The following is a 15,137-nucleotide window of genomic DNA, read 5'->3' as shown; positions in this document are numbered from 1 at the left end:
GACCCGCGCAGGGATCAAGCCTGACCGGAGCGGGTCGGCCCGCCCCGGAACCCCACCACGACGACACTCAGTGGTCGGCGCTGTTCCAGTCGCGCCCCTCACCGACGGAGACCTCCAGCGGCACCGACAGCGGGTACGCCCCGCCCATCTCCCGCCGCACCAGCGCCTCGAGGGCCTCCCGCTCGCCCGGAGCGACCTCGAACACCAACTCGTCGTGCACCTGGAGCAGCATCCGCGAGCCCAGGCCCGCCTCGCGCAGCGCGGTGTCGACGTGCAGCATGGCCACCTTGATGATGTCGGCGGCCGAGCCCTGGATCGGGGCGTTGAGCGCCATCCGCTCGGCCATCTCCCGGCGCTGCCGGTTGTCGCTGACCAGGTCGGGAAGGTAGCGCCGGCGACCCAGGATCGTCGAGGTGTAGCCGTCGTGGCGGGCCCGGGCGACGACCTCCTGGAGGTAGTCGCGCACCCCGCCGAAGCCGGCGAAGTAGTCCTCCATCAGCCCGCGCGCCTCCTCGGCGGTGATGCCGAGCTGCTGGGAGAGGCCGAACGCGCTCAGCCCGTACGCCAGGCCGTAGTTCATCGCCTTGATCTTGCGCCGCTGGTCCGCGGTGACCTCGTCGAGGGGCACCCCGAAGACCGACGAGGCGGTGGCGGCGTGGAAGTCGGCGCCCGAGTTGAACGCCTCGATGAGCGCGTCGTCCGACGACAGGTGCGCCATGATGCGCATCTCGATCTGGCTGTAGTCGGCGGTGAGCAGGCACTCGTAGCCCTCCCCGACGACGAAGGCGCGGCGGATCCGCCGCCCCTCCTCGGTGCGGATCGGGATGTTCTGCAGGTTGGGCTCGGTCGAGGAGAGCCGGCCGGTGGCCGCCACCGTCTGGTTGAACGTCGTGTGGATGCGCCCGTCGTCGGAGACCGACTTGAGCAGGCCGTCGACGGTGGTCTTGAGCTTGGCCACGTCCCGGTGGCGCAGCAGGTGGGCCAGCACCGGGTGCGGGTTCTGCGCGTAGAGCCACTGGAGGGCGTCGGCGTCGGTGGTGTAACCGGTCTTGATCTTCTTGGTCTTGGGCAGCCCCAGCTCGCCGAAGAGGATCTCCTGCAACTGCTTCGGCGAGCCGAGGTTGAACTCCCGCCCCACCGCCGCGTACGCCCCCTGGGCGGCGGCCTTCACCTCGGCGGCGAAGTGCGCCTCCAACTCGGAGAGGTAGTGCGTGTCGGCGGCGATGCCGGTGCGCTCCATGCCGGCGAGCACCCGCATCAGCGGCAGCTCCACCCCGGCCATCAGCCGGGCGGACTGCTCACCGTCGCGGGAGAGCTCGGCGTCGATGGCGTCGGCGAGGTCGAGGGTGGCCCGGGCCTGGAGCATCAGGTTCTGCTCCGCCTCGCCGTCGTTGCCGAGGCCGTCGAGGGTGAGCTGGCCGGTCTCCGGCGCGTCGACCCGCAGCTCGCGGTGCAGGTAGCGCAGCGCCAGGTCGGTCAGGTCGTAGGAGCGCTGGTCGGGGCGGGCCAGGTAGGCGGCGATCTGCGTGTCGCGGAGGATGCCCTCCAGGCGCCAGCCGTGCGCGGCGAACGCGAGCACGGCCGGCTTGCTGTCGTGCAGCACCTTGGGCCGCGCCTCGTCGGCCAGCCAGGCCGCCAGGGCCGCCTCGTCGGCCGGCTCCAGGGTGGCGGGGTCGAGCCAGGCCGCCGCGCCGCCGGCGGTCGCCAGGGCCATGCCGATCACGGAGGCGGTGTGCCGGCGGTTGGGCCCGGTGTCGAGCTTCACCGCGACGCCCACGGGGGTGCCGGCCGGGGCGTGCGTCTCCAGCCACCCGGCCACCGCCCCGGGCGCGGTGAGCACCTCGCCGGACAGCTCGAAGCCGGCCTCGGCCTCCGGCTCCACCGCCTCCAGGTACTGGTAGAGCCGGTCGCGCAGGATGCGGAACTCGAGGGTGTCGAAGACCTGGTGGACCGCCTCGCGGTCCCACCCCTGCCAGCGGGCGTCCTCGGGGCGCAGCGGCAGCTCCAGGTCGGAGACGAGGCAGTTGATCTCGTAGTTGCGGATCACGTCGGCGAGCCGCTCGCGCAGGCTGTCGCCGGCCTTGCCCTTGATCTCGTCGGCCCGCGCGACGACCCCGTCGACGCCGCCGTACGCGTTGATCCACTTCGCGGCGGTCTTCGGACCGACGCCGGGGATGCCGGGCAGGTTGTCGCTGGTCTCGCCGACCAGGGCGGCCAGGTCGCGGTAGCGGTCCGGGGCGACGCCGTACTTCGCCTCCACCGCCGCCGGGTCCATCCGGGCCAGGTCCGAGACGCCCTTGCGCGGGTAGAGCACGGTGATCTGGTCGCCGACGAGCTGGAACGCGTCCCGGTCGCCGGTGGTGATCAGCACCGACATGCCCTGGTCGCGGGCCTGGCAGGCGAGGGTGGCGATGACGTCGTCGGCCTCGTAGCCCTCCTTCTCCACCACCGGGATGCGCAGCGCCGCGAGGACCTCCTTGACCAGGCTCACCTGGCCCTTGAAGTCGGTCGGGGTCTCGCTGCGGCCGGCCTTGTACTCCGCGTACTTATCCGTGCGGAAGGAGCGGCGGGAGACGTCGAAGGCGACGACGATGTGCGTCGGCTGCTCGTCGCGCAGCACGTTGATCAGCATGGACGTGAAGCCGTAGACCGCGTTGGTCGGCTGCCCCGTCGTGGTGGAGAAGTTTTCCACCGGCAGGGCGAAGAACGCCCGGTATGCCAGGGAGTGTCCGTCGACGAGGAGCAGGCGCGGCGTCGTAGCTGTCACGCGAGCGACTCTAGCCGCCCGCCCCGACAGTCCGGGACACCGGCACGGCCGCCACCGCCACGCCACGTCACCGAATCGGCACGAGCCCCACCAGCGGACCACACCACGGAACGGCACGGGCGCCATCGGCACGGCACGTCGCCGACCCGGCGCGGACGCCGGCACGGCCCGTGCGGGCCGCGCCGGCGTCCCCCGTCAGAGCACCTTGGCCAGGAACGCCTTCGTCCGGTCGTGCCGGGGGTTGGCGATCACCTCGCGCGGGTTGCCCGACTCGACCACGACGCCGCCGTCCATGAACACCAGCGAGTCACCGACCTCGCGGGCGAAGCCGATCTCGTGGGTCACCACGATCATCGTCATGCCGTCGCGGGCGAGGTCCTTCATCACGTCGAGCACCTCGCCGACCAGCTCCGGGTCGAGCGCGCTGGTGGGCTCGTCGAAGAGCATCAGTTTCGGCTGCATGGCCAGCGCCCGGGCGATCGCCACCCGCTGCTGCTGGCCGCCGGAGAGCTGACCGGGATAGTTGCCGAGCTTGTCGCCCAGCCCCACCCGCTCCAGCAGGGCGGCGGCCCGCTCCCGGGCCTCCGCCTTCCGGCCCAGGCCCAGCAGCACCGGCGCCTCGGCGACGTTCTGCAGAGCGGTCATGTGCGGGAAGAGGTTGAACCGCTGGAACACCATGCCGATCGAGCGGCGCTGGGCGGCCACCTCCTTCTCCCGCATCTCGTGCAGCTTGCCGCCGCGCTCGCGGTAGCCGATCAGCTCGCCGTCCACCCGGATCCGGCCGGCGTTGATCTTCTCCAGGTGGTTGATGCAGCGCAGGAACGTCGACTTGCCGGAGCCGGAGGGCCCCAGCAGGCAGCACACCTCGCCGCTGCGGACCTCCAGGTCGATGCCCTTGAGCACCTCGACCGACCCGAACGACTTGTGCACCTGCTCGGCCCGGACCATCGGCCCGGACTCCACCGTCGGCGCGCCGGCCTCCGGCACCGTCACCTTGGTCATGCGCCGTCCACCTTCCCGGTCGTGCCGCCCGCCTCCGCGGCGATGCCGCGCAGCTTGGTCCTCGCCCGCCCGCTGCGCCCGACGCCCTTGGAGAAGTGCCGCTCCAGGTAGTACTGCCCGACCAGCAGCACGCTGGTCAGCAGCAGATACCAGATGGTCGCCGCGACCAACATCGGGAAGACCTGGAAGGTCCGACTACCGACGGCCCTGAGCTGGAAGAACAGCTCGGTGGACACCGGCACGAAGGCCACCAGCGAGGTGTCCTTGAGCATGGCGATGGTCTCGTTGCCGGTCGGCGGGACGATCACCCGCATGGCCTGCGGCAGCACGATGCGGCGCAGGATCTGGCCACGGGTCATGCCCAGCGCCTGGGCGGCCTCCGTCTGGCCCTCGTCGACCGACTGGATGCCGGCCCGGACGATCTCCGCCATGTAGGCGGCCTCGGACAGGCCCAGCGCCAGCATGCCGGCGACGAAGCCGGTCAGGATCTCCACGGCGGAGAAGCCGAACAACCGCGCCTCGAAGTCGTTGACCCCGAACAGTGCGCCGATCTGCCGGTCGAAGGGCAGCCCGAACTCGATCCGCGCCCACAGGATCCCCAGGTTGCCGAAGAGGATCGCCAGCACCAGCCGGGGCACCGCCCGGAAGAACCAGGTGTACGCCCAGGCGACGCCGCGCAGGATCGGGTTCTCCGACAGCCGCATGATGGCGATGACGACGCCCAGCCCGATACCGATCAGCATGGCGGTCACGAGCAGCGCGAGGCTTCCGCGCACCCCCTCCATGATCGGCGGGCGGAACATCTCGTCGACCATGAACGACCAGTTGAACGCCTTGTTCGTCACCAGCAGGTGGACGAACATGGCCACCAGCACCCCGATCACGCCGACGGCGACCCACCGCCCGGGATGCCGCACGGGCACGGCCCGGATGGGTTCCGGCCGTGCCCGCTCGGGTGTGTCAGTTTTTTCGACCGACATGCTCAGCTGGTCGGGTTCAGCGCCGGGGTCGTGATGGCGCCGCCCTCGACGCCCCACTTCTTCAGCGCGGTCTCGTAGGTGCCGTCGGCGATGACCGCCTGCACGGCCTCCTTCAGCACCTCGGCGAACGCGGCCTGGTCCTTCTTCACCGCGTAGCCGTACGGGGCCGACTCGTAGATGTCGCCGAGCAGCTCCAGCTGGCCGTTGCTCTGCTTCACCGCGTACGCGCCGACCGGCGAGTCGGCCAGCATGGCGTCGTCCTTGCCGCTGACCACAGCGGCGGTGGCGTCGCTCTGCGCCTGGTACTGGTCGATGGTGATCGCCGGCTTGCCGGCGTCGGTGCACTTCTTCGACCGGGCGGTGATGTCGTCGAGCTGCACGGTGCCGACCTGCACGGCGATCTTCTTGCCGCAGGCGTCGTTCGGGTCGATCTTGGCCGGGTTGCCCGACTTGGTCGCCCACTGGGTGCCCGCGGAGAAGTAGCTGACCATGTTCACGGTCTTCATCCGCTCGGCGTTGATCGTGAACGAGGAGACGCCGATCTCGTACTTGCCGGAGTCCACGCCGGGCAGGATCGAGTCGAACGGCGCCGACTCGTACTCGGCCTTGAGGCCAAGCTTCTGCGCGACGGCGTTGAACAGCTCGACGTCGAAGCCGACGACCGTCTTGCCGTCGGCGTCGAGGAACTCCGCCGGGGCGTACGTCGAGTCGGTGCCGACCTTGATCACGCCGTCGGCCTTGATGGCGTCGGGCACCTTCGCGGCCAGCGCCGAGTCGGCGGCGGCGGTGACGCTGGGGCCGGCGCCGGGCTGCTCGGTGCTCTCCTTCTCGCCGCAGCCGGCGAGCGAGAGGGCAAGCAGCGCGGCACCCGTGGCGCCGAGCACGGCTCGGCGGCCACCAGAGATGTGGAACATGTCGTTCTCCTTGCGGTGAGGGGTGGCAGCCGGTCAGGCCACGCCGAGGTATGCCTCTTTGACCGCCGGGTCGTGCAGCAGGTCCGCGCCGGTCCCGCTCTTGACGATCCGACCAGTCTCCAGCACGTACGCCCGGTGCGCCCGGGCCAGGGCCTGCTGGGCGTTCTGCTCGACCAGCAGGATGGTGGTGCCCTGCTCGTTGATCTCCGTGATGATGTCGAAGATCTGCTGGATCAGCATCGGCGCCAGACCCATCGAGGGCTCGTCGAGCAGCAGCAGCTTCGGCCGGCTCATCAACGCCCGGCCGACCGCCAGCATCTGCTGCTCGCCGCCGGAAAGAGTACCCCCGGCCTGCTTGCGCCGCTCCGCCAGGCGCGGGAAGAGAGTCAGCACCCGGTCGAGGTCCTGGGCGATGCCGGCCCGGTCCCGCCGGGTGTAGGCGCCCATGTCCAGGTTCTCCAGCACCGTCATGCCCGGGAAGATGCCCCGGCCCTCCGGCGCCTGGCACAGCCCCCGCCTGACCCGCAGGTCGGCCCGGAGCTTGGTGATGTCCTCACCGTTGAACCGGATGCTCCCGCTGGCGACCGGCCGGATCCCGGAGATGGCCCGCATCGTGGTCGACTTGCCGGCGCCGTTGGCGCCGATCAGGGCGACGATCTCGCCCTCGTCCACCGTCAGGCTGATGCCGTGCAGCGCCTGGATCCGCCCGTACAGCAGGCTCACATCGTCGATCTCAAGCAGCATCGTCCGGCACCCCCAGGTACGCCGCGATCACCTTCGGGTTCTCCCGCACCTCGGCGGGCAGCCCCTCGGCGATCTTCTTTCCGAACTCCAGCACCACGATCCGGTCGGTGACCCCCATGACCAGGCGCATGTCGTGCTCGATGAGCAGCACGGTCACGCCGGTGTCCCGGATCTGCCGGATGAGCTGGAGCAGTTCCTCCTTCTCCGCCGGGTTGAAGCCGGCGGCCGGCTCGTCGAGGCAGAGCAGCACCGGGTCGGTGGCCAGCGCGCGGGCGATCTCCAGCCGCCGCTGCTCGCCGTAGGAGAGGTTGCGGGCGAACTCGTGCATCCGCTTGCGGATGCCGACGAACTCCAGCAGGCGCTCGGCCTTCTCCCGGCCCTCGCGCTCCTCCTTCCAATACCGCGGCAGGCGGAACAGCGCGGAGATGACGCTGGTCTTGTGGTGCGCGTCCGCGCCGACCAGGACGTTCTCCAGTGCGGTCATCTCGGGGAAGAGGCGGATGTTCTGGAACGTCCGCGCCATGCCCATCTTGGTGATCTGGTGCCGCTTCTTGCCGCTGATCTTCTGGCCGCGGAACCGGATCTGCCCCTCCGTGGGCTGGTAGATGCCGGTCATCGCGTTGAAGCAGGTGGTCTTGCCGGCGCCGTTCGGGCCGATCAGTCCGAGGATCTCCCCCTTGTACAGGGTGAAGTCCACCTCGTTCAGCGCGACCACGCCGCCGAAGCGCAGCGTGACGTTGTCGACCTCCAGCAGCGGCTCCCGGGTGGGCACCGCCTCCACGGCCGGCGCGCCGGCCTGCGCCGGGACGGCCGGCGTCTGCTCGGTGTCACTCACCGACGGTCACCTCCTTGCGGCGGTCCTTGAACTCCGCCGCGCGTCGTCGGTTCGGGATCAGACCCTCCGGCCGGACGATCATCATGACCACCAGCACCAGGCCGAAGAACAGGAACCGGAACTCGTACAGCTCGATGCCGAACAGCTCGATGCCGCGGAACCGCTCGATCATGTACGCCACCAGGCCGCCGCCGACGATCGCGCCGACGATGTTGCCGGAGCCGCCGAAGATGACCGCGGCCAGGATGATGATCGAGTTCAGCAGCTCGAAGTTCTGCGAGTTGACGAAGTTCTGCTTGCCCGCGAAGAGCGCGCCGGCCAGGCCGGCGATCGCCGCGCCCGCCGCGAACGCCCACAGCTTGAACTTGAACGTCGGCACGCCCATCAGCTGCGCCGCGTCCTCGTCCTCGCGGATCGAGACCCAGGCCCGCCCGACGCGGCTGTGGGTCAGGTTCCGCACCCCGATCACCACCAGGATGATCAGCGTGAGCACCAGCCAGTAGTACGGCCGGGCGTCGAGCACGCCGAAGACCGGCTTGCCGTCGGCGTACTGGCCGGGCGGGTGCGGGATCTGGTTGAAGCCCCGCTGCCCCTTCAGGAACTCCGAGCTGACCGCCGCGATCCGGATCATCTCGGCGAAGCCGAGCGTCACCAGCGCCAGGTAGTCGCCGCGCAGCCGCAGGGTCGGCGTACCGAGCATCACGCCGGAGACCATGGTCAGCGCGATCGCCACCGGCACCGCCAGCAGCCACGGCCACAGCGTCTTGATGTCGCTGCTCGGCGAGGTCAGCACCGCCACCGTGTACGCGCCGACGGCGAAGAAGCCGAAGTAGCCGAGGTCGAGCAGGCCGGCGAAGCCGACGACGATGTTCAGGCCGACGGCCAGCAGCACGTAGATCGAGACGGTGAACATCACCTGGGTGAAGTTCGCACCGGGGGTCGGGATCGGCCCCAGGTACTGGTAGAACTCCTTGTTCGGCAGCGCGTAGAAGAACACGATCACCGCGGCCAGCAGCGCCCAGCGCACCCAGCGCGGCGCCCCGCGCCACCGTTCCCCGGCCGCCTCGCGGCCGGAGCGCACCTTCTCCAGGACGGTCGTCATGCCCGTGCCCTCCCCAGCGACTCACCCAGCAGACCGGTCGGCCGGAACATCAGCAGCACCACCAGCACCGCGAACGCGGCGAAGTCCTTCCACTGGGAACCGAACAGGCCGGACGCGTAGTTCTCGATCACGCCGAGCAGCAGGCCGCCCAACAGCGCGCCGCGCAGGTTGCCGATGCCGCCCAGCACCGCGGCGGTGAACGCCTTGAGGCCCAGCAGGAAGCCGACGCTGTAGGTGAGGGTCTGGATCCGCACGTCGTAGAGCAGGCCCGCGACGCCGGCCATCGCGCCACCGGCGACGAAGACCATCAGGATGATCCGGTCCTTGTTCACGCCCATCAGCGCGGCGGTGTTGGCGTCCTGGGCCACCGCCCGGATGCCGCGGCCGACCCGGCTGCGGTTGATGAACATGTCCAGCGCGATCATCATCACCAGCGCGGACCCGATGGTCAGCAGCTGGATGGCGTCGATCGGCACCCCGGCGATGTGGAACAGCGGCTTGGAGCTGACCAGGGCCGGCGCGCCCTGCGGCAACCGGCGGGTGTAGACGCCGAACGCCTCCGCGATGGCGATGGAGGCGCCGATCGCGGTGATCAGGAAGGCCAGCGGCGGCGCGTTGCGCTTACGCAGCGGCCGGTACGCCACCCGCTCGATGAGCGTCGCGGTGCCGGCCGAGGCGACCGCCGCCACGAGCGCCGCGACCAAGAGGTAGAAGATGACCATGCCGACGCCGTTGACCTGCGAGTCCTGGTCCAGGCCGAACCAGTTCCAGCTCCACAGCGCGAAGAACGCGCCGGCGATGAAGACCTCGGAGTGGGCGAAGTTGATGAGTCTCAGCACGCCGTAGACCAGCGTGTATCCCAGCGCGACCAGGGCGTAGATCGCACCCTGCGTCAGGCCGGTCGTGGTGAGTTCTCCGAAGTTGGAGAACAGTCCGTCGAAGTTCAAGGGAGGGACGCTCCATCAGGGTCTGGAGAGAAAAAGGGGGTGCGGCCGGGAGCGAGCTCCCGGCCGCACCCGCGATCACAACTCAATCGCTGTAGCAGCGACCGGCGTCAGGACTTGGGGATCTCCTGGTCCGGGACGACCTTGCCGCCCTGGACCTTGAAGGCCCAGACCTTGACCTGCGCGGGGTCGAGCTCGCCGCCCTCGACGAACTTGTAGCTCGCCGCGACGCCCTCGCCGCTGTAGCCCTTCACGAACTCCAGCAGGCCCTCACGGGTGGTCTTGCCCGCCTTGATGCCGGCGAGCAGGATGTTCGCCGCGTCGTAGGCCGTGTCGCTGTAGGTGCCCGGGTCGGCGCCGTTGAGGGCCTTGTACTCCTGGGCGAAGGTGCCGCGCGCCTCGGTGGCCGGCTGGCACGGGCAGGTGAGGATGGTGCCCTCGGCCGCCGCCGCACCCGCGGAGGTGATGTACGCGGCGTCGTTCACGCCGTCGCCGGCGATCAGGGGAGCGGTGACCCCGGCAGCGGTGAGCTGCTTGCGGATCAGGCCGGCCTCCTGGTAGTAGCCACCGTAGAAGATCGCCTTGACGTTCGCGGCCTTGACCTTGGTGACCACGGCGGAGAACTCGGTCTGCTTGCCCTCGCCCTGGACCTTGTCGGAGCCGACGACCGCCGGGCCGAGCAGCTTCTTGACCTCGTCGGCCAGGCCGGCGCCGTACGCGGACTGGTCGTCGATGACGTAGACCTTGTCGGCCTTGAGCACGTTCTTGATGTAGTTGCCGGCCGCCGGGCCCTGGCTGAAGTCGTTGCCGACCGCGCGGAAGAACGTCTTCCAGCCCTGCTCCGCAAGGCTCGGACGGGTCGCGGAGGGGGTGATGGTGACCAGACCGGCCTCGTTGAACAGCGGGCCGGCGGCCTCCGACTCACCCGAGTAGGCCGGGCCGACGATGCCGAGGATCTTCGTGTCGTCGATGGCCTTCTGGGCCAGACCCGGGGCCTGGTCCGGGCTGCCCTGCGAGTCCAGGGAGACCAGCTCGACCTTGCAGTCGGCGTTCTCCTTGTTGTACTTGTCGACGGCCAGCTTGACGCCGTTGTTCTCGTTGATGCCGAGCGCCGCCGAGCTGCCGGTCAGCGCACCGAAGAACGCGATCTTGTTGCCACAGGCTTCGCCACCGGACGCCGTGTCGTCGCCACCGCTGCCGCATGCGGTGACGCCAGCGACGAGCGCCAGCATGGCGGCCCCACCGATAACGCGCGCGAGCTTCTGCCTCAAGGCCCGAACCCTCCTCCGTCCCATGGTCCGAACCACCCGCTGCCTATTGGCCCTTGCGGGGGCGGACGAACCAGACCGTCGTCGCCGGTCTGGGGCCGGACGCTATCCCACCTTTCAGCTGTGACGAAAGCCCCAACGGAGCGGGTTGACCGAACCGTTACACGCCGTGGCGGATCGGAAACGATCGCTGTAAGAACCGTCGGCCGTGAATGCCCTTCGCCTTCGTTTCGTCGGTAACGGGCAGGTCAGCGCCCACCCCCTACCGATCGACGGCCGACAACCCCGCCCACCAGGCACGGGACGCCTGGCCGTCATCGGCGACCAACACCAGTCGATCTCCCTGCGCCGCCGCTGCCACCGCCGTGTTGCCACCGTCGGGCACCACGGCAGGCATCGCCATCGTCCGCCACGAATCCCCCGAATCAACCGAGAGCCACAGTCCGTGACCGCCGCCGTCCCCGGTCACCGCCACCAGAGCACGCCCGGCCGGCACCAGACCGTCGACCGACGACACCCCCGGCCCCGGCGCGCCGAATCCACCGACCCGCCGCCACTCGCCCCCGGCCAGCCGCCAGGCCGCGAACCCCCCGACCACCGGACCGACCGCCACCAGCCCGCCGTCGCCCACCGACGCCACCCGCTGCGCCTGCCCACGCCCGTCCCCCGCCGGCAACGCCACCCGCCGCCAGGCAACACCGTCCGCCGAGGTCCACGCCAGGGGTGCCAGCGCGGTCGCGCCCGGCGGCAGCACCGCGCCCACGACCCACCAACCCGACGGCACCGCCACCGCGTCGTACGCCACCGTCCGGCCGCGCCCGTCGCCGGCGAGCTCCGGCACGCCCTCCCGGATGGTGAACCGCTCGCCGTCCGGCGACGTCCAGACCGCCGCCCCGTCGACCCGCGCCCCCGCGATCAGCCAACCCGCCGGCCCCGCGGCCAGCCGGGCCACGCTGACCGCCCGCGGCCCCGCATACAGCTCGAACGGGGCCGGCACCTCCCGCAGCGCGCCGTCCGGGGCCTGTGCCCAGGTGCCCGTGCGGGGATTGCCGTGCACACCGCCGTTCTTCGCCCCGAGCGCCGCCACCCGCCCGTCCCGGCAGGCGGCCGCGTACAGCACGTGCTGGCGGCCGTAAAAGCTCGACGCCGCCACCGGCAGCGCCGACCACGACGCGCCGTCGGCGCTGCTCCAGGCCGCCGGCCGGGTCTCCCCCGCCGCGTCGGCCAGCCCGCCCACCACGTACCACCGGCCGGCGCAGGCCACGGCGTCGCGCAGCAGCGGCCGGCCGGCCGCGCCCGGCGGCACGGGCAGGGTCAGCGGCTGCCACTCCGGGCGCAGCGGCTCGGCGGCGGGCTCCGCCGGGGCCCGGTCACAACCGGCCAGCAGCGCGGCGAGGACACCGAGCACCGCCACCAGCCGCCGCGAGGTCCACATGCGATCAGATGTTATCGATCGACCGGCCCGCCGCGCGGCCCCGTCGCGCGCGTCTCCGGCGCGTCGCGCCGTCCCGGCGCGTGGCCACCCGGGGCCGACGGCGGGGCGGGCCCGTCAGGCGGTGGGCTGGGCGACCTCGCCGCCGGCGGTCTCGGCGAGGATCCGCTCGGCGACCTCCTTCATGGTCATCCGGTGGTCCATCGCCGTGCGCTGGATCCACTTGAACGCCTGCGGCTCGGTCATCCCGTAGGTCGTCATCAGCGCGCCCTTGGCGCGCTCCACGGTCTTGCGGATCTCCAGCCGGTCGGTCAGCCCGGCGACCTCCGACTCCAGGGCGGCGATCTCCGAGTAGCGGGACAGCGCGATCTCCACCGCCGGCACCAGGTCGCTCTTCTGGAAGGGCTTCACGAGGTACGCCATCGCGCCGGCCGCCCGGGCCCGCTCCACCAGGTCGCGCTGGCTGAACGCGGTCAGGATGATCACCGGGGCGATCCGCGCGCCCGCGATCCGCTCGGCGGCGGCCAGCCCGTCCATGATCGGCATCTTGATGTCGAGGATGACCAGATCGGGCTTGAGCTCCTCGGCGAGTCGGACGGCGGTCTCGCCGTCACCGGCCTCGCCGACCACCTCGTAACCCTCCTCGACCAGCATCTCGGCGAGGTCCAGCCGGATGAGCGCCTCGTCCTCGGCGATCAGTACGCGCCTGCGCTCGGCGTCCGTCTGCGTCTCGGCCACGAGCCACTCCCACCATCGTTCCCGGCACGGCTACCACCCATGCTCCCGTATGAGAGTAGTCGGGTACAGTGGGCCACACCCCGCGCAGGGGTGAGCCGGGATGGAGGAATCGGCAGACTCGGATGCCTCAAAAGCATCTGCCCGAAAGGGCGTGCGGGTTCAAGTCCCGCTCCCGGCACTTTTGTCATACATCTGTTCGATGATTCCTGGGTGCACCCGCCCGAGATGCGCGCACGCGCCCGCGCCCTCCGCGCCCGTGGCAACAACATCCCGTCTGTTGCTCGTGCCCTCTCCTTGCCCTACTCCACCGTCCGGCACTGGTGCGTCGACTCGCCCGAGCCGGCTGTGGTCGGCACTGCCGCCCGCTGCTTCCGATGCTCGCCCGATGTCGGCAATCCGACCGATCCTGCCGCCTACGCCTACCTGCTGGGCCGCTACCTCGGGGACGGACATCTGGTCACCACCGACCGGGTGCCGGTTCTCCGCATCTACTGCGCCGACACACGGCCTGATCTCATCGACGCCTCAGCGGCCGCGATGAAGGCGCTGCTCGCCAACAAGGTCCAACGGATCCAACAGCGGGGCTGCGTGGCGGTCCAGAGCGCCGGCACGCACTGGCCGTGCCTGTTCCCCCAGCACGGGCCGGGCAAGAAACACGAGCGGCCGATCGTCCTCGCGGAGTGGCAGAGGGAGATCGTTGCCGGTAACGCCGGCGACTTCCTGCGCGGCCTGTTCCACTCCGACGGTGCGCGGTTCGCCAACCGGGTGAGGGTGCGCGGCAAGGAGTACGTCTACCCCCGCTACATGTTCACCAACGAGTCCACCGACATCATGGGCCTCTGCCAGTGGGCGCTCGACCTGCTCGGCGTCGCCTGGCGGATGAGCCGCCACAACTCCCTCTCGGTCGCGCGCCGCGAGGCGGTCGCCGCCCTCGACCGACACGTGGGCCCGAAGTCCCGACCCGGCGCCCGGAAATTCACGGCAGGCAGCCCGGCCGACCTGGCGGACGGCGTTCGCTCGGCGGGTGGAACGCCACGGGTGTGACACCGTGCCTGTGACACCCATGGCGTTCCACCCGTGCCCGCGCGCCAGCTCCGGCACTGCGATCCGGCGCGGGTGCGGGGGCGCCGAGTACGGGGGCGTGCCGGCCTTGTCAGCCGAGTTCGGCGAGGGCCGTCGCGAGGTCCACGCGCAGGTCCTCCGGGTCCTCGAGACCGACGGAGACGCGCAGCAGGCCCCCGCACGGCTTGGCCTCCCCCTCGACCGGGCGGTGGGTCAGCGAGGCCGGGTGCTGGATGAGGGTGTCGACCCCGCCCAGCGACACGGCGTGGGTGATCAGCCGGCAGCCGTTGGCGACGGCGGCCGCGGCGGGCGCGCCGCCGCGTACCTCGAAGGCGAGGAGGCTGCCGGGGCCGGTCATCTGCCGGCCGACGAGCCCGGCCGGGTCGTGCAGCGACGGGTGGTGCACCCGCGTGACGGCGGGGTGGGCGGCGAGCCAGGCGGCGAGTTTCTCCGCGCCGGCCTGCTGGGCGCGGACCCGCACCGGCAGGGTCTGCAGGCCACGGTGCAGCAGGTACGCGCCGAGGGGATGCAGGATCGCTCCGGTGAGCGCGCGGACCTGGCGCAGCCGGGCGGCCCAGTCGGCGTCGCAGGCGACGACGCCGGCGAGCACGTCGCCGTGGCCGCCGATGCTCTTGGTGGCGCTGTGCAGCACGAGGGCGGCGCCGTGCCGGGCGGGCTGCTGGAGCACCGGGGTGGCGACGGTGTTGTCGATGAGCAGCGGGACGTCGCCGGCGGCCCGGGCGAGGGCGGCGATGTCGACCAGGTCGAGGGTGGGGTTGGCCGGGGTCTCGGCGATCACCAGGGCGGTGTCGGGGCGGACGGCGGCGGCGACCTCGCCCGCGCGGGCCCAGGTCACGGTGGTGCCGAGCAGGCCGGTGGCGAGCACGTGGTCGGTGCCGCCGTAGAGCGGGCGGACGGCGACGACGTGCCGCTTCCCGTCGCGGGTGGCGGCGAGCAGCGTGGCGGTGAGGGCGGCCATGCCGCTGGCGAAGGCGACGGCGTCGCCCGTGCCTTCGAGGTCGGCGAGGGCGGTCTCGAAGCGGGCGACGGTGGGGTTCCACAGGCGCTGGTAGACGGCGCTGCCGCCGGCGGGGAGCGTGCCGCCGGTGGCGAGGGTCTCGTACGCGTCGCCGCCCGCGTCGACGGACGGCAGGGGGTTGGTGGTGGAGAGGTCGATGGGTGGCACGTGGACGCCGAGGGCGGCGAGATCGTCGCGGCCGGCGTGCACGGCTCGGGTGTCCACGGTCGTCATGCGGGAAGGATCGAACATAGCGCCGGCGGGAGGCAATAGGTCCGAAGATGATTCGGGCGAAGCCCCTTTGATTGACGCGACGATTCGATGGAGGATG

13 protein-coding genes and 1 tRNA gene are annotated in these 15,137 nt (G+C 71.1%); 2 read left to right on the top strand and 12 right to left on the bottom strand.

What is annotated here, in order from left to right:
• Window positions 1-67: 67 nt before the first annotated feature.
• The 11 genes from polA to ACFY23_RS08560 form a co-directional block, all read right to left on the bottom strand.
• A complete protein-coding gene (polA, locus tag ACFY23_RS08610; RefSeq protein ID WP_350682484.1) occupies window positions 68-2,767 on the bottom strand; it encodes a DNA polymerase I in 2,700 nt (899 codons plus the stop codon).
• Between the two features lie 195 nt (window positions 2,768-2,962).
• Window positions 2,963-3,769 carry an amino acid ABC transporter ATP-binding protein gene (locus ACFY23_RS08605; RefSeq protein ID WP_350682482.1) on the bottom strand — a complete coding sequence of 269 codons (807 nt, stop codon included), beginning with the start codon at window positions 3,767-3,769 and terminating at the stop codon, window positions 2,963-2,965.
• Window positions 3,766-4,749 carry an amino acid ABC transporter permease gene (locus ACFY23_RS08600; RefSeq protein ID WP_350682480.1) on the bottom strand — a complete coding sequence of 328 codons (984 nt, stop codon included), beginning with the start codon at window positions 4,747-4,749 and terminating at the stop codon, window positions 3,766-3,768. Before ACFY23_RS08600 ends, ACFY23_RS08605 begins: the two co-directional genes overlap by 4 nt.
• Window positions 4,750-4,751: 2 nt before the next feature.
• A complete protein-coding gene (locus ACFY23_RS08595; protein WP_350682478.1) occupies window positions 4,752-5,663 on the bottom strand; it encodes an ABC transporter substrate-binding protein in 912 nt (303 codons plus the stop codon).
• Window positions 5,664-5,696: 33 nt separating this feature from the next.
• Window positions 5,697-6,407, bottom strand: a complete 711-nt coding sequence (locus ACFY23_RS08590) for an ABC transporter ATP-binding protein (protein ID WP_350682476.1) — start codon at window positions 6,405-6,407, stop codon at window positions 5,697-5,699.
• Window positions 6,397-7,242, bottom strand: a complete 846-nt coding sequence (locus tag ACFY23_RS08585; RefSeq protein WP_387037309.1) for an ABC transporter ATP-binding protein — start codon at window positions 7,240-7,242, stop codon at window positions 6,397-6,399. Before ACFY23_RS08585 ends, ACFY23_RS08590 begins: the two co-directional genes overlap by 11 nt.
• Entirely contained in the window at window positions 7,235-8,344 is a 1,110-nt protein-coding gene (locus ACFY23_RS08580) for a branched-chain amino acid ABC transporter permease (RefSeq protein WP_350682474.1), read from the bottom strand. Before ACFY23_RS08580 ends, ACFY23_RS08585 begins: the two co-directional genes overlap by 8 nt.
• Window positions 8,341-9,291, bottom strand: coding sequence for a branched-chain amino acid ABC transporter permease (locus ACFY23_RS08575; protein WP_350682472.1), 951 nt, complete (start codon window positions 9,289-9,291; stop codon window positions 8,341-8,343). Before ACFY23_RS08575 ends, ACFY23_RS08580 begins: the two co-directional genes overlap by 4 nt.
• 107 nt (window positions 9,292-9,398) lie before the next feature.
• On the bottom strand, window positions 9,399-10,559 hold the full coding sequence (locus ACFY23_RS08570) for a branched-chain amino acid ABC transporter substrate-binding protein (protein ID WP_350682470.1): 1,161 nt from the start codon (window positions 10,557-10,559) through the stop codon (window positions 9,399-9,401).
• Window positions 10,560-10,818: 259 nt separating this feature from the next.
• Window positions 10,819-11,991, bottom strand: coding sequence for a hypothetical protein (locus ACFY23_RS08565; protein WP_350682468.1), 1,173 nt, complete (start codon window positions 11,989-11,991; stop codon window positions 10,819-10,821).
• Window positions 11,992-12,105: 114 nt separating this feature from the next.
• The gene (locus tag ACFY23_RS08560; protein ID WP_154943735.1) at window positions 12,106-12,726 is read right to left on the bottom strand and encodes an ANTAR domain-containing response regulator; all 621 of its coding nucleotides are present in this window, start codon (window positions 12,724-12,726) and stop codon (window positions 12,106-12,108) included.
• Window positions 12,727-12,820: 94 nt separating this feature from the next.
• On the opposite strand from ACFY23_RS08560, the gene ACFY23_RS08555 reads away from it, so the two are divergent.
• Both ACFY23_RS08555 and ACFY23_RS08550 read left to right on the top strand, forming a co-directional pair.
• A tRNA-Leu gene (locus tag ACFY23_RS08555) sits at window positions 12,821-12,904 on the top strand.
• A 47-nt stretch (window positions 12,905-12,951) separates the two neighbouring features.
• Complete coding sequence (locus tag ACFY23_RS08550; RefSeq protein WP_350682466.1) at window positions 12,952-13,770, top strand: transcriptional regulator; 819 nt, start codon at window positions 12,952-12,954, stop codon at window positions 13,768-13,770.
• A 109-nt stretch (window positions 13,771-13,879) separates the two neighbouring features.
• Here ACFY23_RS08550 and ACFY23_RS08545 read toward each other — a convergent pair whose 3' ends face one another.
• Entirely contained in the window at window positions 13,880-15,058 is a 1,179-nt protein-coding gene (locus ACFY23_RS08545; protein ID WP_350682464.1) for a PLP-dependent transferase, read from the bottom strand.
• Window positions 15,059-15,137: the final 79 nt, after the last annotated feature.

It is taken from the genome of Micromonospora sp. NPDC000121 (genome assembly GCF_042899165.1).
Classification (GTDB): domain Bacteria; phylum Actinomycetota; class Actinomycetes; order Mycobacteriales; family Micromonosporaceae; genus Micromonospora.
Note: the sequence above shows the minus strand (reverse complement) of the source record. Positions and strands in the feature narration are given on the sequence as shown.

Excerpts from the sequence above, each read along its gene's own strand:
- ACFY23_RS08600 (WP_350682480.1), bottom strand. The coding sequence starts at position 4,749 with ATGTCGGTCGAAAAAACTGACACACCCGAGCGGGCACGGCCGGAACCC.
- ACFY23_RS08550 (WP_350682466.1), top strand. The coding sequence starts at position 12,952 with ATGCGCGCACGCGCCCGCGCCCTCCGCGCCCGTGGCAACAACATCCCG.
- ACFY23_RS08545 (WP_350682464.1), bottom strand. The coding sequence starts at position 15,058 with ATGTTCGATCCTTCCCGCATGACGACCGTGGACACCCGAGCCGTGCAC.
- ACFY23_RS08605 (WP_350682482.1), bottom strand. The coding sequence starts at position 3,769 with ATGACCAAGGTGACGGTGCCGGAGGCCGGCGCGCCGACGGTGGAGTCC.
- ACFY23_RS08595 (WP_350682478.1), bottom strand. The coding sequence starts at position 5,663 with ATGTTCCACATCTCTGGTGGCCGCCGAGCCGTGCTCGGCGCCACGGGT.
- ACFY23_RS08580 (WP_350682474.1), bottom strand. The coding sequence starts at position 8,344 with ATGACGACCGTCCTGGAGAAGGTGCGCTCCGGCCGCGAGGCGGCCGGG.
- ACFY23_RS08565 (WP_350682468.1), bottom strand. The coding sequence starts at position 11,991 with ATGTGGACCTCGCGGCGGCTGGTGGCGGTGCTCGGTGTCCTCGCCGCG.
- ACFY23_RS08590 (WP_350682476.1), bottom strand. The coding sequence starts at position 6,407 with ATGCTGCTTGAGATCGACGATGTGAGCCTGCTGTACGGGCGGATCCAG.